Annotated in this window: 18 protein-coding genes; 9 read left to right on the top strand and 9 right to left on the bottom strand. The window is 41.9% G+C overall.

The window, feature by feature from the left end; genetic code table 11:
• Window positions 1-109 precede the first annotated feature (109 nt).
• The 4 genes from APA_RS17485 (at window position 110) to APA_RS17500 (ending at window position 6,991) form a co-directional block, all read left to right on the top strand.
• On the top strand, window positions 110-334 hold the full coding sequence (locus APA_RS17485) for an RNA-binding S4 domain-containing protein (protein ID WP_201323538.1): 225 nt from the start codon (window positions 110-112) through the stop codon (window positions 332-334).
• Between the two features lie 249 nt (window positions 335-583).
• Window positions 584-1,957, top strand: a complete 1,374-nt coding sequence (locus APA_RS17490) for an adenylate/guanylate cyclase domain-containing protein (protein WP_374101368.1) — start codon at window positions 584-586, stop codon at window positions 1,955-1,957.
• A gap of 112 nt (window positions 1,958-2,069) precedes the next feature.
• Window positions 2,070-4,292 carry an adenylate/guanylate cyclase domain-containing protein gene (locus APA_RS17495; protein WP_201323540.1) on the top strand — a complete coding sequence of 741 codons (2,223 nt, stop codon included), beginning with the start codon at window positions 2,070-2,072 and terminating at the stop codon, window positions 4,290-4,292.
• Between the two features lie 26 nt (window positions 4,293-4,318).
• Complete coding sequence (locus APA_RS17500; protein WP_201323541.1) at window positions 4,319-6,991, top strand: adenylate/guanylate cyclase domain-containing protein; 2,673 nt, start codon at window positions 4,319-4,321, stop codon at window positions 6,989-6,991.
• Between the two features lie 43 nt (window positions 6,992-7,034).
• On the opposite strand, the gene APA_RS17505 is transcribed toward APA_RS17500, so the two are convergent.
• From APA_RS17505 to APA_RS17525, 5 genes are all read right to left on the bottom strand, one after another.
• Window positions 7,035-7,592 (bottom strand): NUDIX hydrolase, encoded by a 558-nt coding sequence (locus APA_RS17505; protein WP_201323542.1) that lies wholly within the window; start codon window positions 7,590-7,592, stop codon window positions 7,035-7,037.
• 239 nt (window positions 7,593-7,831) lie between these two features.
• The gene (psbA, locus tag APA_RS17510) at window positions 7,832-8,914 is read right to left on the bottom strand and encodes a photosystem II q(b) protein (RefSeq protein WP_201323543.1); all 1,083 of its coding nucleotides are present in this window, start codon (window positions 8,912-8,914) and stop codon (window positions 7,832-7,834) included.
• A gap of 171 nt (window positions 8,915-9,085) precedes the next feature.
• Window positions 9,086-9,535, bottom strand: a complete 450-nt coding sequence (gene ndk / locus APA_RS17515) for a nucleoside-diphosphate kinase (protein ID WP_201323544.1) — start codon at window positions 9,533-9,535, stop codon at window positions 9,086-9,088.
• Window positions 9,536-9,699: 164 nt separating this feature from the next.
• Complete coding sequence (locus APA_RS17520) at window positions 9,700-10,356, bottom strand: riboflavin synthase (protein WP_201323545.1); 657 nt, start codon at window positions 10,354-10,356, stop codon at window positions 9,700-9,702.
• Window positions 10,357-10,403: 47 nt separating this feature from the next.
• Window positions 10,404-11,132, bottom strand: coding sequence for an HAD-IA family hydrolase (locus APA_RS17525; protein ID WP_201323546.1), 729 nt, complete (start codon window positions 11,130-11,132; stop codon window positions 10,404-10,406).
• 160 nt (window positions 11,133-11,292) lie between these two features.
• Between APA_RS17525 and APA_RS17530 the strand changes: the two genes are divergently transcribed.
• The 4 genes from APA_RS17530 (at window position 11,293) to ppk2 (ending at window position 16,315) form a co-directional block, all read left to right on the top strand.
• Complete coding sequence (locus APA_RS17530; protein ID WP_201323547.1) at window positions 11,293-12,795, top strand: SLBB domain-containing protein; 1,503 nt, start codon at window positions 11,293-11,295, stop codon at window positions 12,793-12,795.
• A gap of 5 nt (window positions 12,796-12,800) precedes the next feature.
• Entirely contained in the window at window positions 12,801-13,769 is a 969-nt protein-coding gene (locus APA_RS17535) for a UDP-glucuronic acid decarboxylase family protein (RefSeq protein ID WP_201323548.1), read from the top strand.
• A gap of 60 nt (window positions 13,770-13,829) precedes the next feature.
• On the top strand, window positions 13,830-15,176 hold the full coding sequence (locus APA_RS17540; protein ID WP_201323549.1) for a UDP-glucose/GDP-mannose dehydrogenase family protein: 1,347 nt from the start codon (window positions 13,830-13,832) through the stop codon (window positions 15,174-15,176).
• 269 nt (window positions 15,177-15,445) lie between these two features.
• Window positions 15,446-16,315 (top strand): polyphosphate kinase 2, encoded by an 870-nt coding sequence (gene ppk2 / locus APA_RS17545; protein ID WP_374101369.1) that lies wholly within the window; start codon window positions 15,446-15,448, stop codon window positions 16,313-16,315.
• Between the two features lie 122 nt (window positions 16,316-16,437).
• On the opposite strand, the gene APA_RS17550 is transcribed toward ppk2, so the two are convergent.
• Entirely contained in the window at window positions 16,438-16,677 is a 240-nt protein-coding gene (locus tag APA_RS17550) for a hypothetical protein (RefSeq protein ID WP_201323550.1), read from the bottom strand.
• A 347-nt stretch (window positions 16,678-17,024) separates the two neighbouring features.
• Here APA_RS17550 and APA_RS17555 point away from each other — a divergent pair, with 347 nt between their 5' ends.
• Window positions 17,025-18,209, top strand: coding sequence for a murein hydrolase activator EnvC (locus tag APA_RS17555; RefSeq protein ID WP_201323551.1), 1,185 nt, complete (start codon window positions 17,025-17,027; stop codon window positions 18,207-18,209).
• A 77-nt stretch (window positions 18,210-18,286) separates the two neighbouring features.
• On the opposite strand, the gene APA_RS17560 is transcribed toward APA_RS17555, so the two are convergent.
• The 3 genes from APA_RS17560 to yidD form a co-directional block, all read right to left on the bottom strand.
• Entirely contained in the window at window positions 18,287-19,147 is an 861-nt protein-coding gene (locus APA_RS17560) for a pentapeptide repeat-containing protein (RefSeq protein WP_201323552.1), read from the bottom strand.
• A gap of 164 nt (window positions 19,148-19,311) precedes the next feature.
• On the bottom strand, window positions 19,312-21,063 hold the full coding sequence (locus APA_RS17565) for a succinate dehydrogenase/fumarate reductase flavoprotein subunit (protein WP_201323553.1): 1,752 nt from the start codon (window positions 21,061-21,063) through the stop codon (window positions 19,312-19,314).
• A 9-nt stretch (window positions 21,064-21,072) separates the two neighbouring features.
• Window positions 21,073-21,819, bottom strand: a complete 747-nt coding sequence (gene yidD, locus APA_RS17570) for a membrane protein insertion efficiency factor YidD (protein WP_201323554.1) — start codon at window positions 21,817-21,819, stop codon at window positions 21,073-21,075.
• Window positions 21,820-21,865: the final 46 nt, after the last annotated feature.

Raw genomic sequence — 21,865 nt, forward strand, 5'->3', positions numbered from 1 at the left:
CCGCAACTCTTTATTGGGTTTTGTTTTTGTCCTAACATGACTGGCTATGGCTATATTGTTACTGCATCTATTATGCTTACTTTTTAACCCATTAACGCAAATCATCAAGATGCAAGAAATAATCCATGAAAAATTTGAACTAACGGGCGAATACATAACTTTGTGTAACTTATTAAAAGTTTGTGGGGTGGCGGATACTGGGGGAGCAGCCAAATTAATGATTATTGACGGCGATGTTGAGGTTGATGGTCAGATGGAATTGCGTAAAGGTTGCAAAATTCGCGCTGGTCAAACAGTAAGTGGCTATGGTTTTGTGATTAACGTAGTTGCGTAAAAGGGGGCGCTTTGCGCCCCCTTTTTGGTTTAAGTCAGCAATTGTGCGAATTGACCACTACTAGCGATCGGGCTAGCATGAAACCATATATTCAGCTTTATATTTTGTTGACCCAAACCTCTGACTACTAGGCTTCTTGCTAATATGTTTAACAATATGCCGCTAATGGGTACTTTAGAGGTCGATCTTGGGTTGGAAATTATCGACAATATTCGCGATCCGATATTGCTTGTGCCTCTGAGTGGCATAATGATCGCGATCGTTATTGCAATTATCTTGGTGCGATCGAGCATTGTTTCTTTACAACGCTTAAAAAAATCAAATCAGGAATTAGAGTCCCTTGTTCAAGAAACAAGCTATGAGTTAGATGCATCAAAAGCATCGTTGCAAAGAACAAACTTCATTTTGTCTCGGCGCGAACAGCAACTACGAAAGCAGCAAAATGTTTTGTTTGATTTGACAAAAGACAAAGCCATCAACCAAGGCGACTTTATTATCGCTGTGCAAAATATTACCAGAACAGGCAGCTATGCCTTAAATGTTGAGCGGGTAAGTATTTGGCTCTTCAATAAAAATAAAACTGTATTGCATTGCCTCGATCTGTATCAAAAAAGCTTACATTTACATACCGAAGCTGAAGTTTTAACCGCATCAGAATATCCTAGCTTTTTTGAGGCTTTATTAGAAAACCGCATTATCGCAGTCGAAGATGTGCAAGACGACGATATTTTTCAAGAATTAGTCCCCTCATATTGTAAACCCTTTAATATTGTTTCAGTTCTGCTATCTAGATTTGAAGTAGGTGGTGAAATTATTGGTGTACTTGCGCTTGAGCATACAGATATCGAACATCTATGGCTAGAAGAAGAAATCAGCTTTGCTAGTTCTCTAGCTGATTTACTAGCTTTGGGAATGGAAGCCCAAGAACGCCGACGCGCAGAAGAAAGTTTACGAGTTGAGCAGAAGAAGTCAGAACGGCTCTTACTCAATGTTTTGCCGCAAGAGATAGCAGAGCGATTGAAAAATGTGCAATCTAAGACAAAGCTCCATTTAAAAACCAGTGGCACAATCATTGCGGATTCCTTTGAAGAAGTTACAGTTCTATTTGCCGATATTGTGAACTTTACAGAATATGCAGCTTCCATTTCCGCAAGCGAATTAGTCAATGTTCTGAATGAAATTTTCTCAGAGTTCGATCATCTCGTTGAGCAGTATGACTTAGAAAAGATCAAAACCATTGGGGATTCTTACATGGTGGTGGGCGGATTGCCTGTGCCTAGTAAAGATCATGCTGAAGCGATCGCAGAAATGGCTTTACAAATGCAAACCGTGATTCAAAAATTCAAGCGGACTGATGGTACTAATTTTTCGTTACGGATCGGGATTCACACTGGACAGGCGATCGCAGGCGTAATTGGCACGAAGAAATTTATTTACGATCTGTGGGGTGATACAGTTAATGTCGCCAGTCGGATGGAGTCCTACGGTATTGCAGGCTGTACTCAGGTAACAGAAGTAACATATCAACTTTTAAAAAATAAATATCACTTTGAACAGAGAAGTGCGATTAATATTAAAGGTAAAGGAGAAATGATCACTTATTTACTGAAAGGTCGAATATAAATATAAAAGATAAAAAACCTGTGCGGCGCTCTGCAAAGGCTGTACAGGTTTTGAGTTTGTTTGTTAATTGCGCCGAGGCACTTATAGTAATTCTAAATATTGATGATGCATCATGTTTAAAATCCCGTATATAACTAAGCCATTCAAAAATGTTCCACTTAAAATTGTTTTAGTTGTTCCGTTTGTGATCCAGATTTGTATAGCCACAGGAGTAATTGGACTATTCACTTATCGCAATGGACAGCAAAGAGTAAGTGCGATCGCAACCAGCCTAAGTGGCGAAATGGGCGATCGTATTAGTACAGAACTTAATAGTTATTTACGCTCACCGAATATCAATCAGCCAAATGTTGATATAAGTACATTTCTGCGAGGGCTGAAATATAGAGAAAAAGAACGAGTTTTTATAATTGAGCGATCAGGCTTGGTAGTTGGCACTTCTGCTTTAGAAAAGAGCTTTCAGATAGTTGATGGTAAGCCGCAGCGACTAAATATTCTTGATAGTAAAGATGATATATCGCGATTAGCGGCGCAATATTTACTTAAAACATATGGCAAATTTGATGCAATTCAAGGAACCGAACATATAGAAGCTGTTTTAGCTGGTGAAGACCATTTTATTCGTGTCCAAAATCGGCGGGACGATTTTGGACTAGATTGGATAATTGTAATCGTTGTACCTGCTTCTCAATTCACAGGCTCGATGCAAAATCAAACAGAAACGATGATTTTGCTATATTGCGCAGTATTAGCGATCGCTATTTTAATCGGGATGCTTACCGCCAGATCAATTAGCACACCCCTACGTAAACTTAGTGAAGCTACACTGGCGATTACCCATGGGGAGATTGATACTCGAGTCCAAATAGAAGGAACTAGTGAAATTAGAGATCTGTCTGAATCTTTTAATACGCTAGCAGAGATGATGGCAAATTCATTTTTACAACTAGAAAAGTCAAATCAAGAATTAGAATTACGTGTTCAAGAAAGAACTTATGAATTGAATGCCTCAAAAGCTTCACTCCAACGCACCAATTTTTTGTTGAGTCGCCGTGAGAGCCAGCTTCGCAAACAACAGGATATTCTGTTTGGCTTAACTAAAGATAAATCAATTAACCAAGGAAATTTTATCGATGCCGTCCAAAATATCACCCGCACTGGTAGCCAAGCTTTAAATGTTGAGCGAGTTAGTATTTGGCTATTTGATAAGACAAAAACTCTATTGCATTGTCTTGATCTATATATCAGGAGTACTAATACTCATACAGAAGCAGATTTTTTGACTTATCAGAACTATCCTAAATTTTTTGCAGCCCTCCAAGCGAAACATGCGATCGCTATAGAAGACATTGAAGAAGAAGAATATTTACAAGAGCTAATCGATTCCTATTTTAGACCCGCAGTAACTGTATCTTTATTAATTAAGCCCTTTGAAGTCGATGGTCAAGTAACTGGCATAATTGCCTTTGAGCATGTTGAAGTAGAGCATTTATGGATACCCGAGGAGCAAAGTTTTGCTAGTTCTTTAGCAGATCTTTTATCTTTAGGGATGGAGTCTCAAGAGCGGCACCGTGCTGAAGAGAATCTCCGAATCGAGCAAATGAAGTCAGAACGCTTATTGTTAAATGTTTTACCTCAAGAGATTGTTGAGCGTTTGAAATTGTCGCAGTCAAAAGCTTTAGCTAATAAGGTCTCTGAGACTTACTCAAACCAGATTTTAGATATATCCTCAGATCCGATGTTAGAGAACCTAACCAATGGTACTAACGGCGCAATTGTAGCCGATGCCTATGATGAAGTTACAGTTTTATTTGCGGATATAGTGAATTTTACTGAATATGCATCGGCTATTTCTGCAAGTGATTTGGTAAACTGTCTGAACGACATTTTTTCGGAATTTGATCGTCTTGTCGATTTATATGACCTAGAAAAGATTAAAACTATTGGTGATTCTTATATGGCGGTTGGTGGTCTACCTGTGCCAAGCAAAGATCATGCCGAGGCGATCGCGGAAATGGCATTGGAAATGCAAACATCAATTCAAAAATTTAAACGCTTAGATGGCACTCCGTTTTTGTTGCGGATTGGCATTCATACTGGACAAGCGATCGCAGGCGTAATTGGCACGAAAAAATTTATTTACGATCTTTGGGGGGATACTGTTAATGTAGCAAGTCGGATGGAGTCCCATGGCGTTGCTGGCTGCATTCAAGTAACAGAAGCAACCTATCAACTCTTAAAAAACAAATATCGACTTGAACAGAGAAGTGCGATTAATATCAAGGGCAAAGGAGAAATGATCACTTATCTACTTCAAGGTCGAATTGATATTTAAGAAACTAGCGAAACTGGTTATACATGATGTTGAAAATCTCATATACACCTAAGTCATTTAAAAATATTCCGTTAATGGCTATTTTAGTCGTACCTTTTGTAGCGCAGATTTGTATAACGGTTGGTGTAGTTGGGATATTTTCTTTTCGGAATGGACAGCAAGCAGTCGGTGAATTAGCAACCCGACTCAGTGGCGAAGTTAGCGATCGCATTAGTACAAAACTTGATAATTACTTACGAGTCCCACCTCAAATCAATCAGACTAATGTCGATGCTGTAAAGTTAGGGCTGCTAAATTTAAAAGATTTTCAGAAAACAGGACATTTCTTTTGGACACAAATAAATTTACATCAAGTTGGTTATATTAATTTTGCTTTTGACAACCAAGAATTTATCGGTGTTGAACGTAGAGACAATGGTCAACTCGTAATTAATGAGACAACTTTAGCGCGAGGAATTACTAAGACAGCGAGTTTCTCAACCGATAGTGAAGGTAATCGCCAACAATTGCTAGAAGTTATCGAAACTGATGATGATGTCCGACAAGAAGCATGGTATGCGGATGCCATAAAAGCAGGCAAGCCAACTTGGACACGCATTTATCAATGGGTTGATCGTCCTGAAGTTTTGTCCATTTCACATAGTTATCCACTTTACGATCGCGACCAAAAAGTAATTGGCGTACTAGGTGTTGACTTTATTCTCACACAATTGAATAGGTTCCTTGTTGATTTAAAATCAGACCCATCAGGACGTATTTTTATCATTGAGCGTTCTGGATTAATCGTCGGAACTTCTAATAGTGAGCACACTTTTTCAATTGTTAATGGAAAGCCTCAACGTCTCAATATTCTTAATAGTAGTGACCCCCTGTCACGAGCTACTGCCCGCTACCTAATTAATGAATTTGGTAATTTTAATGCACTCCAAGGCAAAGAACACTTAGAACCTACTTTTGAAGGGAGCAAGCAGTTTATTCAAGTTCGTACTTGGCGCGATCGTGATGGACTAGATTTGCTAATTGTGGTGGTGCTGCCTGAATCTAGTTTTATGGAACAAATTAATAGTCGCAACCAAATAACGATTTTATTTAGTTTGGGGGCGCTAGTTTTTGCGATCTTGCTGGGAGTCATTACAGCACTTTATATTACGGCTCCATTGATCAAATTAAGTGGTGCATCTCAAGCGATCGCTAATGGCGATCTAGATTCTAGGGTGTTGGTAAAAGGCACGAGCGAAGTCAAAGTTTTATCTGAGTCATTTAATCGCATGGCAGAAATGCTTACAGAATCATTTAATCGCCTCGAAAAAGCGAATGTGGAGTTAGAGTCACGAGTGCATCAAAGAACCAGCGAACTAGCTGAGAGTCAGCTATCACTGCAACGCAATAATTTTTTATTGCAACGTCGCGAACAGCAACTTCGCAGACAACAAAAAATCTTGATTGATCTCACCAAAAATAAAGCTCTCAACTTGGGTGACTTTATTATGGCAGTGCAAAATATTACCGAAACAGCTAGTCAGACAATGGATGTTGAGCGCGTGAGTGTCTGGCTATTTGACAATAATAAAACCAGACTACATTGCCTCGATCTCTATATACAAAGCAGCAATATTCATACCGAGGCGGATTTTCTAGGAGCAGACAGATTTCCCAGCTTTTTTGCGGCGCTGCAAGAAAATCAGAGCTTGCTTATAGAAGATGTACATGATGAAGAAATATTAATAGAGCTACGACCAGAATACCTCAATCCTCTTGGTGTTGTATCTCTATTGACATCATCATTTGATATTGGTGGAGAACTCACAGGTTTTTTGATGTTTGAACAAGTTGGCATCGAGCGCTTGTGGTTGCTAGAGGAAATTGGCTTTGCTAGTTCTTTAGCAGAATTATTGTCTTTAGGGATGGAAGCGCAAGAACGGCGACGTGCAGAGGATGATTTGAGAATTGAGAAAATGCGCTCGGAACGTCTGCTGCTCAATGTTTTACCAAAAGCGATCGCCGAGCGATTGAAGTCTTCCCCAATCTATACTCCTACCAATATCTCTATTAATATTCCTACTAATATTCCTGTTAACAGAACTTCTGCGATCTTGACAAAGTCGATATCCAGACTCAAGACAGAAAGTGGTACGATTGTTGCAGATACTTTTGAGGAAGTAACAGTTCTGTTTGGCGATATCGTCAGCTTTACAGAATTCGCATCATCGGTATCAGCAAATGAATTAGTAAATATGCTCAATGAGATATTTTCAGAATTCGATCGCTTAGTTGATCACTATGGCTTAGAAAAAATCAAAACAATTGGAGATTCTTACATGGCTGTCGGTGGGTTGCCTGTGCCGCGACCTGATCATGCTGAAGCGATCGCGTCAATGGCTCTAGACATGCAACAGTCAATTTGCAGATTTATCCGCCCTGATGGAAATCCTTTCCAGATGAGGATTGGTATGCATACTGGTCAAGCTGTTGCAGGTGTCATCGGTACTAAAAAGTTTATCTACGATCTTTGGGGAGACACGGTAAATATTGCTAGTCGTATGGAGTCTCATGGTATTGCAGGTTGCATTCAAGTCACGGATGTAACCTATCAGATTTTAAAAAATAAGTTCCAATTTGATCCACAAAGAACAATTGAGATCAAAGGTAAAGGCGAAATGACTACTTATTTCCTAACAGGAGTCAAAGCGCAGATTTAATCTTGAGTTGCCGCATAGTGCGGCAAAGCCGCACCACTAAAGATTAAATCTGTAATGCTTGCAGAGCTAAGTGAAATGCAGTGATAGATTTGGCATCAAGACTTGCCTCCGCACTCTGCGATCGCAATAGCATTTCGATCTCTTCACGACTGAGCAACACAACTTCTATCTCCTCATCTTCATCCTGAGCAGGAGGATGTTCTAGCTTTTCAAGCCCTTGAGCCAGATATGCATGAATAATCTCATCAGAATAGCCTGGACAAATATAGAAACCTCCCAAATAATGCCACTGACTAGCTCGATAGCCAGTTTCTTCTTTGATTTCGCGCTTAATCGTCACATCATGATCTTCCCCAACTTCCAAGGTTCCTGCTGGGAATTCTAGTAAATAGCGCTGAATCGCAAATCTATATTGCTTAACTAAAACAAATTTGCCATCGGCTGTTATAGGAACTGCCATCCCTGCCCCTGGGTGTTTAATATATGCATATTCGCCAGTAACGCCATGAGGTAATTTAATGCGATCGACATGAAAGGAAAATTTACTACCTTGATAGCTAAGACGATTTTGTAAAATTTCTGGGGCTATAAGATCTGACATGGCTATTTTTGTTAACTAACTCCAGCACATTTTGTCATATAGATGTCACTAAAACCCAAAAGATGAGTGGCGGTGCGAAGCACCGCCACTCATCTTTTGGGTTTTGATTTGTCCTATCTATCTCTTGCATTGCTATAGAGTGACTAAAACTATAGCTGCCGATCGCCTGATCGCATTCTTGCAATAAAAAAGCTCCCTGAAAGGGGAACTTTTTTATTGGTTTAGACCATCGATAGGAATTAACCGTTGATAGCAGGAGCAGCCATAGCTACAGGAGCTACATCAACAGCAGCCAAATCGAGAGGGAAGTTGTGAGCATTGCGCTCGTGCATTACTTCCATACCCAAGTTTGCGCGGTTGATTACGTCAGCCCAAGATGGTACGACACGACCTTGGCTATCAGAAATCGATTGGTTGAAGTTGAAACCGTTCAAGTTAAATGCCATGGTGCTTACACCCAAAGATGTAAACCAAATGCCGACTACTGGCCATAGAGCCAAGAAGAAGTGCAAGGAACGGCTGTTGTTGAAAGATGCGTATTGGAAGATCAAGCGACCGAAGTAGCCGTGGGCTGCAACGATGTTGTAGGTTTCTTCTTCTTGTCCGAATTTGTAACCAGCATTTTGGCTTTCGTTTTCGGTTGTTTCACGAATCAAGCTGGAAGTTACGAGTGAACCGTGCATGGCACTGAACAATGAACCACCGAACACACCTGCTACTCCCAACATGTGGAAAGGATGCATCAAGATATTGTGTTCTGCTTGGAATACGATCATGAAGTTGAAAGTACCAGAGATACCCAAAGGCATACCGTCAGAGAATGAACCTTGTCCGATTGGGTAGATCAAGAATACTGCGGTTGCTGCTGCAACGGGTGCAGAATAAGCAACTGCGATCCAAGGACGCATACCGAGGCGGTAGGAAAGTTCCCATTCACGTCCCATGTAGCAGAATATGCCGATGAGGAAGTGGAATACTACCAATTGGTAAGGGCCACCGTTATATAGCCATTCGTCAAGGCTGTCTGCTTCCCAAATGGGGTAAAAGTGCAAGCCAATCGCGTTCGAGGAAGGAACAACTGCGCCAGAGATCATGTTGTTACCGAAGAACAAGCTGCCTGCAACTGGTTCGCGGATTCCGTCAATGTCAACTGGAGGAGCGCCTACGAAGGCGATTACGAAACAAATTGTGGCTGATAGTAAGCAAGGGATCATGATTACGCCGAACCAACCCACATAGAGGCGGTTTTCGGTGCTAGTGATCCAGTTGCAGAACTGATCCCACAGTGAAGCGCTTTCGCGTCTTTGTACTGCTGTTGTCATTTTAGTATTTTGATTCTTTATTTATTTTGTAGAGCGTTTACCGCTTATGTAAACAACTATATCAAATTGTAAAGTTTTGTCAATGTGCCTTTGTGTAGAGTCGAGGTTACCGCACACAACCCATCATTGACAAAAAAGAGCGCTAGGCGCTCTTTTTTGTTCGTATTCTGACTATTCGTAAACCCAAGCAGTAAGGCTTGGATTCCATTCAACTAGTTCTTCTGAGTTAAACCATAGTGCAATCTCGGTTTGAGCAGTCTCGATCGCATCAGAGCCATGAATAATGTTACGTCCAATATTTGCGCCATAGTCACCGCGAATTGTACCTGGTTCAGCAGTAAGAGGATTGGTTGCGCCAATGATTTTACGGGCTGAGGCAACCACACCATCGCCTTCCCACACCATGGCAACAACGGGGCCAGAGGTAATAAAGTCAACTAGTCCAGCAAAGAAAGGTCTTTCTTTATGGACTGCATAATGCTTTTCGGCTAGTTCGCGGGTTGGGTGAATCAATTTGAGTCCGACGAGCTTAAAGCCTTTGGTTTCGTAACGACGGATAATTTCTCCGACGAGGTGACGTTGTACGCCATCGGGCTTGACTGCCAAAAAAGTACGTTCCATGGTTTCTGTGAAATTGTTAAGTAATTGTAAAAAAGTTTACAGAAAGCATTATTTCATTTTAAGGAACGCAAATTATAGCTATAGTCATTTATTTTAGACCATAATCAAAACCCGAAAGTAGAGTTGCGGCGCGAAGCGCCGCTACTCTACTTTCGGGTTTTCTGTTACCAACCATGTTCCGCTAAAAATGCTGGCGTTACTATAGTTTCAGGCAGATGAGAAGGATAATTTTGCAACGGATTACCTGCTCTTAAGAACTTTTCGACATATTTACCAAGCAAATCACCTTCTAGATGAACTGAGCTACCAATATCGAGATTTTTTAAAGTAGTGTTTTCGTAGGTATGCGGAATTACTGCAACTCTAAAATTTGTGCCTGAGTCATTGCAATAGGAGATGGTAAGGCTGATGCCGTTTATCGCAATGCTACCTTTAAATACTATGTAACGTGCAACTTCAGGAATAGCTTCAAAGCTTAGCTCCCACGAGTTACCAATGAGGACGCGATCGCATAATTTGCCCATGCCATCAATATGTCCTGACACAAAATGACCGCCGATTTTATCGCCAACGGCTAGAGCGGTTTCGAGATTGACATACTTTAATTTGCGATCGCCAAAATTAGTTCGCCCCAAAGTTTCAGGTGACACATCCGCCACAAAATTAGTATCAGAAATATAAGTTGCGGTGAGACATACCCCATTCACGGCGACACTATCACCGATCGCAATATTGGCAACAAGATCGGGACAATGAATCACAAGGCGATCTCGATCTCGGTGCTCAATAATTCCGATAGTTTGAACGAGTCCTGTAAACATGCTTCCTTCCCAGTGAATAATTTATTGATGCGCGGCGAAGCCGCGCGTCAATATAAGTGTGGTGCAAGCATAGTCAATTTATCGATGGTACGTGCTGACTGCTTTGCTGGGTTTGTGGCTGGTTTGCGATCGCGATTTAGCCAAAATGCTGTAATACCAACCGCAGAAGCACCTTCATAATCTTCACTAAAACTATCGCCAATATGCCAAGCCAAATCTGGCGATCGCTCAATTTGATGTTTTGCTAGCGCTACTTCAAAAATTAAGGGGTCTGGCTTAGCTGCACCAATCTCCGTAGAGATTGTAATTGAACTAAAGTAATCCTCTAGCCACAAATTCGCCATTACTGAGTAAATCCGACTGTCAAAATTTGATAGTACACCCAAAATAATCCCTTGTTGCTTCCATACATCCAGAGCTGATCGAGTATCTTCGTAAATAAACCAAGGTTCAGCCGTTGCAAAATAAGTATAAAGACTCTTAAAGAAGCCTTCAAAATCCAGAAACCTTGCTAAATCACCTGTTTGACTAAAAGTCTGCTCTGCAAGCGATCGCCACCATTGATATTCAGCGATCGGGATGTCAGACTGGGGCAAATCAGGAAAAGCAATCCTTGGTGCAGTTTGAAAAACTTCGTAAAAAGCGCGATTAATTAACTGAGGGTCAAGGCTAACATTAAAATCCGTCGCGATTTTGGCATATTGCTCACCCACACTACCCCGAACCCCAAACAAGGTGCCAACTGCATCTACATAAATAACCTGAGGAGATCGCATTATATTTAGGGGAAATTACTGAGATAAACTATTAGGCATACTGATACAATGACTGCCAAATCTTGTAATAACTGCCTCTATTATTGTATTAAAACTACACTCGATTATGACAGATGTTCAGTTTCTAATAGATGAGATGGTTAGAGTAAGGAGTACTTTTATGCATGTATCTCAGTTTAACAAATTAATTCTAGTGATATTAATTGCCTATACTCCATTACCTACTTGGGCACAAACTACCACAATTGAAAAACCTTCTACCCCAGCATCATCAAATTCTAATCTCAAGCCATTAGTCAATCTTAATGGTGGCAATCAGACTTTAAGTGTGAGTGAATCTCAAGATACATTTCGCTACACACTTGGGGCAGGAGACAATATAAAGATCGAAGTTTTTAACGTGCCAGAACTTTCCGGAAATCAAACGATCGCACCCGATGGAACGATCAATATTTCCTTAATTGGTGCGGTCAAGTTAGAAGGGCTGGGACTAGATGAAGGAAATGCTTTGTTGCGAGAAAAACTCAACCCATTTCTCGTGCGTAATATCGTTAATATATCTTTGATTTCTCCACGCCCATTAAATATTGCGATCGTCGGAGAAGTGAATCGCCCAGGTCCACGTTTTTTAACTTATGTAGGAACAACTGGGTTAGGTAGCAATGCCGCAACATTAACAAGAGCATTGGAATCAGCCGCAGGGATCACCTCACGCGCTGATATCAGTAATATTCAAATCTCACGTCGTGATGGCACTCTCGGTCGCCGCATCATTAAGGTTAACCTCCAAAATCTACTCGAAAAGGGTGATATCAGTCAGGATGTTCGCATTCTTGATGGGGATTCAATTCTTGTACCACCACTATCTCAAGCAAGTGCATCCCAGCCTCGAACCGTCAGCAATTCAACTTTTTCACCTGATACTTTTACTATTCAGGTAGCGATCGTTGGTGAGGTTAATCGGGTGGGGCCACAAACTTTGATTTACTCCAGAAATGGTGTTGTTTCCACAGGGCTGACAGGAGCAACAACTGCGGCTGGAACAGCGTCAGGTGGGGGACCAGTTACTTTAAGCCGAGCCTTACAATCAGCAAATGGCGTAACTGAAATTGCCGATATTCGCAATGTGCAGATTTCACGCTTGAATGATAAAGGACAGCGCACAATTGTTAAAGCGAATTTACTGGATTTGATTACCAAAGCCGATCTCAGTCAAGACATTACGCTTACAGATGGGGATTTGATTACTGTCCCTCGTCTAGAGAAAACGAATCCAACTGAGTATTTACAGGTCGCTAAAGCAACATTTTCTCCTACAGTAATTACTGTACAAGTAGTTGGCGAAGCTGTTCGTCCAGGACCAATCCAAATGAGACCGAACAGTGCATTTACCGAAGCAATTTCTTTTGCAGGTGGACTAACTAATGATGCTGATTGGCGAGCAGTTGAGCTTTATCGGGTCAATCCTGATGGCTCGATTATGCGGCGCAATCTAGTTGCTGACTTGAATCTTCCTTTGAGTGAAGAATCTAATCCAGGACTACGCGATCGCGATGTGATTGTAGTACGTCCATCCTTTGGTTCAAGTATTATTACTTCTGTCACTAGATTTCTCGGCAATATTGTTACTCCATACTCTTTAGTGAACAACCTTTTTAGATAATGAGCATGAAAATCTTAGTTACTGGTGGTGCTGGCTTCATTGGATCGCATCTAGTCGATCGCTTGATGGAATCTGGACATGAAGTTATCTGTGTTGACAACCTTTACACAGGAAGGAAATCTAATAATGCTCAATGGAGCGATCATCCTAATTTTCAATTTATCGAGCATGATGTAGTCGATCCGATCATGATTGACAATATCGATCAAATCTATCACCTTGCTTGTCCAGCTTCACCTGTCCATTATCAATCTGACCCAATTCAAACTGCTAAAACCAACTTCTTAGGAACCCTAAATATGTTGGAATTGGCGAAACATTCCCAAGCAAGAATTTTGCTAGCATCGACCTCGGAAGTTTACGGCGATCCTTTAATTCATCCCCAAGTCGAAAGCTATTGGGGTAACGTCAATTGTACGGGTATTCGTAGCTGCTATGACGAAGGTAAACGCATTGCAGAGACGATAACTTTTGATTATCATCGTCAGTCTGGTATTGAGGTGCGAGTTGCGCGAATTTTCAATACCCATGGTGAGCGGATGCTTGAAAACGATGGACGTGTCGTTAGTAATTTTGTGGTTCAAGCTCTTAAAGGGATTCCACTCACTATCTACGGGGATGGCTCTCAAACTCGTAGCTTTTGCTATGTATCAGATCTTGTAGAAGGATTGATGCGTTTAATGAATGGAAGTTACATGGGTCCTGTAAATTTGGGAAATCCTGGAGAATACACAATTCTGCAATTGGCTCAAACTATTCAGAATATGATCGATCCCAACACAGAAATCATCTTTAAGCCTTTGCCTCAAGATGATCCCCAACGCCGCCAACCAGACATTTCGCAAGCTAAATCGCATTTAGGTTGGGAGCCAACCGTTCAGTTAAAAGAGGGACTCTCGAAGACGATCGCATATTTCCGCGATCGCATATCCGCTTCAGCGGCAAGTCACAATATTTCAGAATCGACTGAATAGGTAGCGCTTCGCGCCACCTATTCAGCATTAAATCACAATATTTCAGATAGGTAATAGAACATGCGTGTTTGTGTAATTGGAACTGGTTATGTGGGTTTAGTCACAGGTGCTTGTCTTGCCTACATTGGTCATGACGTGATTTGTGTCGATAATAACGAGGAAAAAGTTAAACTGATGAAGTCTGGGCAATCGCCCATCCATGAGCCAGGATTACCTGAAGTTATAGCTGAGTCAATCCGTCTAGGGAAGATCGAATTTACAACAGATATTGCGGCGGGTGTGAAACATGGTGAGATTCTCTTCATTGCTGTTGGTACGCCATCTCTAGCTGATGGTCGCAGCGATATGCGCTATGTAGAGGCAGTTGCACGGAGTATTGGCGAAAGTCTTACCGAGGGATATCGTGTGATCGTCAACAAGTCTACAGTGCCGATTGGGTCTGGCGACTGGGTACGCATGATTGTACTAGATGGGATGGCAGGCAAAAGTAATATCGATCAGATTCAGTTTGATGTGGTCAGTAATCCAGAATTTCTGCGCGAGGGTGTAGCTGTTTTCGATACATTTAACCCCGATCGCATTGTGGTTGGCAGTGGCAGCGATCGCGCTCTAAAGTTGATGCAGGAGCTTTATACGCCAATTATTGATCGCTCTTTTGCTGAAGACAAAACTCTGCCACCAGTGCCTGTAGTAATTACTGATTTGAACTCAGCCGAAATGATCAAGTATGCGGCAAATGCATTTCTTGCCACCAAGATCAGCTTTGTTAATGAAGTTGCGAATATTTGCGATCGCGTTGGTGCAGATGTCAGAGAAGTTGCTAAGGGAATCGGCTTAGATTCACGCATTGGCTCGAAGTTCTTGCAAGCGGGGATCGGCTGGGGCGGCTCATGCTTTGGCAAGGATGTCTCGGCTTTGATCTATACGGCTGAAGACTATGGCTATTCCACTGAGATCTTGAAAGCTTGTGTACGGGTGAATGAATTGCAGCGCACTCTAGTAGTGGAGAAGCTACAGCAAGCTCTCAAAATCCTCAAGGGTAAAACCATTGGTTTATTGGGAATGACCTTTAAACCAGATACTGATGATATGCGTGACGCACCTGCGTTGACCTTAATCGATCAGCTCAATCGTTTGGGCGCAAGAGTTAAAGCCTATGATCCTCTAGTTTCTCAATCGGGACTGCGTCAAGGTTTCACGAATGTGATTGTGGAAACCGATCTAGAGCGCCTAGCAGACGGTTGCGATGCCGTGGTATTGGTGACAGATTGGCAAGAGTTTCTATCGATCGACTATGCCAAGATGTTGACTTTGATGGCACATCCTATAATTATCGATGCGCGTAACTTTCTTGATGGCAAAGCACTCAAGGCTCTGGGATATCATTACATTGGCATTGGCCGCTAACTTATAAATCTGGTCAACAGCGAAAGATAGCGCTTCACGCGCTATCTTTCGCTGTTATGTGTCTTTTGATGCTGTGCCGTTATGTGGATGGGTATATAATGTATTAACAACCATACGCAAAATGGTGGATATTCATGTCAAAAAAAGATAATAGCAATGGTAAAGGCTCACAAGAGCATCTGGTAATGGAAGTACCGAAAGCTAAAAAGATTAGTAAGAAGAAGTCTAAATCTGATGATTTGCTTGAGAAATCATCAAAGCAGATTGTAATGGAATCATCAAAAGACAAAAAAGTTGGTAAAGAAAAGCCCAAATCTGATGTGTCACTTGGTAAGCTATCGAAGGCAGTTTATGAGAAAGAACTTAATCGACTACACATTGAGCTGGTAAAACTACAGGAGTGGGTAAAACATAAAAAGCTAAAGGTAGTCGTTCTATTTGAAGGACGGGATGCAGCAGGTAAGGGCGGTACAATTAAAAGAATTACAGAGTGCCTGAATCCTCGTGTTTGCAAGGTTATAGCATTGGGAACTCCTTCCGATCGCGAAAAAACTCAGTGGTATTTTCAGCGCTATGCTGCGCATTTACCTGCGGCTGGTGAAGTTGTCCTGTTCGATCGCAGTTGGTACAACCGTGCTGGAGTAGAACGGGTGATGAATTTTTGTACCCATGAGGAGTATGTTGAGTTCTTGCGTTCCTGTCCAGAGTTTGAGTGTATGCTGCAACGAGCAGGAATCATCTTGGTTAAGTATTGGTTCTCTGTAAGTGATGAAGAACAAGAAAAGAGATTTCAAGAGCGCATTAAGAATCCGCTCAAGCGTTGGAAGATCAGTGCGATGGATTTGGAGGCAAGAGCCAAGTGGGTAGAATATTCTAAGGCGAAGGATGACATGTTCAATGCAACTGATATCAAGCAATCTCCTTGGTTTGTAGTCAGTTCTGATGATAAGAGGCGAGCACACATCAATTGTATTTCCCATCTACTGAGTCAAGTTCCTTATGAGGATTTAACTCCTGTAAAGATTGAGCTTCCTCCTCGCCAACATGAAATGGATTATGTAAGACCACCGATGCGACTTCAAAATTTTGTACCTAATATCTCTCTTTCTAAAAATACAGATAGTTCTACAGGAACCTGACAGCAATTCTTATTATGAGACCGATTTTTATAATCAGAATTGCTGGGAAACTGAGGAATCATATTGTATTAAATTGTCCATAAAGTCTATGCTCAGCATAGACTTTATGGACAATTTTGTTTCTAAGACATTCGACAAAATTGACCTGAATGTAATTTAATTTCCCCAAAATCAGGAATCCATGCTGCCCAATGACTATCAGGATATTGACACATCAACAATGCTTCATCGTAACAACTACGAGTCGGTGGTTCTAACAAAGTTACCCACGTAGAAGGCAAGGGAATAAGGCACTGAGGGGAAGAGTTTTGCCGAATATTCCTAGTGTTTTTAGATGGATTTTGACGTGTGGTAGTTTTCATAGCTTTATTTCTACAATTTATCAAGTAACTTTATCAATCAACTTTATAAAGCAATTTTTTAAGTGCTAATTTTATAGTTCAAGAATAGAGTATGTCATGGAATTATTATATACATAGCTTTTAGTATTAAAAGATACAGAAATATTATTAAAAGTTAAAGATTTTAAATTTGCTGATAATCGCAATAAAACCAAAAACTGAGAGGTGGCGCGAAGCGCCACCTCTCAGTTTTTGGTTTTAGATTGGCTTTAGCAAGGATGCAAAGCATTTTTGATCAAAATAGGGTTTTATTAGTGGCAAAATACGGTTAAAATCTTGCCCTAGTTTGTGGATATCTGGTGAACTGAATGCGCGATCGCCATTACTGGCAAGAAATAACTAGCAAACCTTGGCTGATTTACTTGGGCATGGTGATTGTGGCGATCGCGCTTTGCTGCAGCTTAACGCTAGGGTCGGTTGCCCCAGCACAGGCTCAGTCTGTGGATGAGCTAAAAAATTATCAAAACTTTGTCGATCAACAACGTCAAATCATCCAGAAACAACAAGAACAAATTAATGCTCTCACTAAGCCTGCTCAATCCCGACTTGATGCACTAAGGCGAAATGTGCGGGTTACGGATACTCAGATTAAAGATAATGAGAAAAAAATTCGTTTAGCAAGAGAGCAACTCCAAAAACTCAGTACAAAGCTCCAAGAACTAGAGTACGACCTCAATAAAAGACGCGGTGCGACTACGGCGCGATTGCAATATTTGCAAAGGCAACAGCTCCAACGTTGGTGGGTAACCCTCCTCAGCAGTCAAGATCTGAATCAATTTGCCGATCGCCGTCGCCAAATTGAGCGTATTTATGACCGCGATCGCAAACTACTTGCAGACTTGACTCAAAGATCTAATCAAGTCGAAAAGCAGCGAAATCAGATAGTTGCTCAAAAAAATGAGATTGAGCTATTGACTCAAAAGCTGAAATACCAAAAATCTAATATTGAAGCCGAAGCTGTTGCTCAACAAAATACTATTGATCGGCTAAAGAGCGATCGGCAAGCCTTATCTCAAGCTGAAGATCGCCTTGCTGAAGATTCGCGTCGTCTATCGCAAATTATTTTGGCAAAAGTGCAGCCCTATGATGGACTAATTCTCCCCCCTGGAACTGGACAATTAATGTATCCCACGATTGGACCTGTGACTAGTAACTTTGGCTGGCGTACACATCCCATTCTGGGGACTGAGCGATTTCACTCTGGCATCGATTTTGGCGCAGATTATGGCAGTTTGATTTATGCAAGTGAGCAGGGTCGAGTGATTTATGCGGATTGGTATGGTGGCTATGGTAATGCCGTGATTATTGATCATGGCAACGGTATGACCACGCTTTATGGTCATTGTAGTGAGCTATATGTCAGGGATGGTGATGTCGTCGTTAAAGGTCAACCAATTTCGGCTGTTGGTTCTACAGGTTTTTCGACTGGGCCACACCTGCATTTTGAGTTGCGTGCAAATGGAGAGCCTATCGATCCCGCCGCATATTTATAAAACCAAAAAGAGAGTTGCGGCGCGCCGCAACTCTCTTTTTGGTTTTATAAATATGCGGCGCGAAACGCCGTTTTTGTTTACCAAACATCGGGCAAAATTGCACCTTGGAAATCAGTCGTTTCGGTATTTGCGCCACTAAAATTAGCCTTGCTGAGATTGGCACTGGTAAACTCGGCTCGATTAAGATCTGCACGACTTAAATCGGCTCCAATAAAATAAGCTTCGCTACAATTTGCCCCGCGAAGATCGGCTCCAATCAGATCGCAGCCACAGAGGTTAGCGCGATAAAGATTTGCACCGATCAAATTTGCCCGAGTCAAATTTGACTCGCTAAGATCGATATCTACCAAAGTCGCACCGATCAAATCTGTACCTACCAGAGTTGAGACATTAAGATTACTGTGAGAAAGATCGGCTTCACTCAAATTAGCCCGACTAAAATCAGTTCCTGCAAGATTCGCTTCCCTTAATTCGGCTCGGCTTAAATTTGCACCAATGAGAATTGCGCCGATCATGCTCGATCCATTCAAGCTAGACATATTGAGCTTCGTTGTTGATAAATCAGCATGATCAAGCTTAGCCAAACGCAGATTCGAGCCACGCAAGTCTGCGCCACTTAGATTTGCGTGGCTGAGATTAGCTTCACTCAAGCAAACCATACTAAGATGAGCTGCACCTAGATTTGCACTCTTAAGATCTATGCCTCTTAGGTTTGCCATACTCAAGTCTGCACCGCGCAAGTTAGCAGAAGACAGATTTACGTTATGCAATTTCGCACCACGCAAATTAACCATACTTAGGTCGATCCCCGTCAGATCGATTTCCTCAATCTGAATTTCACTAAGATCAACGCCACGAATATCGGGATGGGATTCTCTCCATTTGTTCCAGATATCTGCACCTTGATTAAGCAGTTTTATAAATTCGTCTTTTGCCACAGTTAATTTACTCGGACAGCTAGTACAGTTTCAGATTTTATAAAGCTAAGGGTTCGGTGATTTTATAAAGAACCAGTTTTTTGTAATGGCGCGGCGAAGCCGCAGCATTACAAAAAACTGGTTCCTTATTTTACTGCGAGTCCCTAAGTTTAGCTTTATAAATTTTAATATTTTCGTTCTTGGGGAGTAAACCGATCGCGATCAAGCAATTGCAAACTCATATCAACTGAACGATCGCTAGTCCTTACCATACCACTTTCCAGATATCCGAGCGTATGTTTGAGATAATTCGCATCATCCCTTTGGGGATAATCTTCACGGGAATGTGCACCGCGACTTTCTTGGCGAGATAAAGCGCTGGACATAATGATTTCGCCAACTGTAAGCAAACTTTTTAATTCGATCGCCTGCATTAATTCCATATTAAATACAGAACTGAGATCGTCTACGAGTAAATCATGATCGTAGCGATCGCGAATAGTTTGCAGCTTCGCTAAGCCGTCGCGCAAACGCTGATCATCGCGAAAAATACCACAATGCTCGGTCATCGTGTCTTGCAATTGTTGACGAATATCCGCAATGCGCGAATTGCCTTGTTTTGACAATACGCCTTTTAGCTTAGCTTCAGCATCAGCAAGATATGGACGGGGATCGAGATTGGGCATGGTGCGATCGCTGACATAAGCACCAAGTTTTTCGCCAGCGCGTTTACCAAAAACCACGCATTCTAATAATGAATTTGCACCCAAACGATTTGCGCCATGTACTGATAGACATGCACATTCACCTGCTGCAAAAAAACCTGCGATCGCATGGCTATCAATGCCAATTACTTGACAATCGATATTTGTGGGAATGCCGCCCATGGAGTAATGTGCAGTCGGACGCACAGGCAGAGGATGATCAATACAGTCCACCCCTGCTAGGCGTAAACCCTCTTCACGAGCAAAGGGAATTCGACTTAAGATTTTCTCTCGCCCTAAATGGCGCACATCCAAATGTACATAGTTACCGCCATTAATGCCTCGCCCTGCCATGATTTCACAGGCAATATTGCGTGAGGTAATATCACGGGGAGAGAGTTCCATCCGATTTTTGCTGATCGGATAATTTGCCATAAAGCGATCGCCCAAATCATTAATCAAATAGGCTCCTTCTCCGCGCACTGCTTCAGAAATCAGTACTCCAGCAGGATATAAACCGGTGGGATGGAATTGCACAAATTCCATATCTTGCAGCGGCAAGCCAATATTTGCGGTCAGGCATAAACCATCACCTGTTGATGCAAAGTCGTTGGAAGTCGTATTAAAAACCCTGCCATAGCCGCCCGTAGCCATCAAAACTGCTTTCGCTCGAAACACTTCTATCTGCGAAGTTTCCAAACAATAAGCCACAACTCCCTTTACTTCTGTTCCATTTGTTCCATCTTCATATATCAACTGCATCACATACCATTCTTCATAAATCTTGCCGCCCAATCGCCGCAGATTCATCACTAATTCGTGCAAAATTGCATGACCAGTTTTATCTGCCGCATAGCAAGCACGGCTATTTGTATGTCCTCCAAAGGCTCTTTGCGAAATCTTGCCATTTTCAGCTCGCGAGAAGAGAACTCCTAAATGCTCTAAATCAATAATTACTTCGGGAGCAGATTCTGTCAAAACTTGGACGGCATTCTGATCGGCAAGATAATCGGAACCTTTGACTGTATCAAAGGCATGGGTGAGCCAGTCATCATCACCAACATTTTTGAGTGAAGCCGCAATTCCTCCCTGAGCAGCGACGGAATGCGATCGGATCGGATGTACCTTAGAAATAAGTCCCACACTAAGATTGGGATAGTTTTGGGCGATCGCAAGGGCTGCCCTAGAGCCAGCTAGTCCACCACCGATAATTAATACATCATGTTCGATCATAAAACCTACTTAACCACAACTACCACAATCACCACAGCCAGAACAATCTAACCCTCCACAGTCTAACCCACTGCAATCCATTCCTGATAAACAGTCAGCACTACCACAACTTAGATCAGGACAACTTAGTTCAGGGCAACTTAGATCAGGGCAACTTAGATCAGGGCAATTAATTGCCTCAAATGGATTTTTGCAATCGCGATCACTTCCACAATTGTTAGGGAATACATCAAGTGCATAGCCACAGTCAGAACAATCCACATAATCACAGTTGTTATTCCCCCCGCCAGTATTGTTGTTATTGTTGGCTTGTCTTTGTTGATTACGTCCCCATTGTGAGCCACCAAGTTTCTGTTTATTTGATTTACCCGTATCTTCAGGAGCTTCAGGCACATCAGGATTTTCTGGATCGCCTGATTCAATGGCTGCTGTTGTGATGGGTAATCGACTAGCATAATACTGGCGACGTGCCTTAGATTTTTCTCTGCGTTTTTTTAAAATCTCGTTGGCTTCTCGACATCCCTGAAATCGCCCTTTCGCATTTGCGATCGCCGTCAATATCCCATCTTCCGCAATCACCTGCTTGAAATATTGCGAACATGACTCGCAGCCATACAATACTCTATGAGCACAAGAAAAGCCTTTATGGGGTGAAATGAATTTTTGATAGCCACTAATGACGGTAACTGCTAAGCCCCGCGTTGCCCCGTTGATGATATTGGCGATCGGGAGTTTTACAGGGATTCTGTTCTGCATTTGTCGCCGTCATTTAGTTAATTAACCAGCTTGGCTATGATACAGG

This window comes from Pseudanabaena sp. lw0831, assembly GCF_016584665.1.
Lineage (GTDB): Bacteria > Cyanobacteriota > Cyanobacteriia > Pseudanabaenales > Pseudanabaenaceae > Pseudanabaena.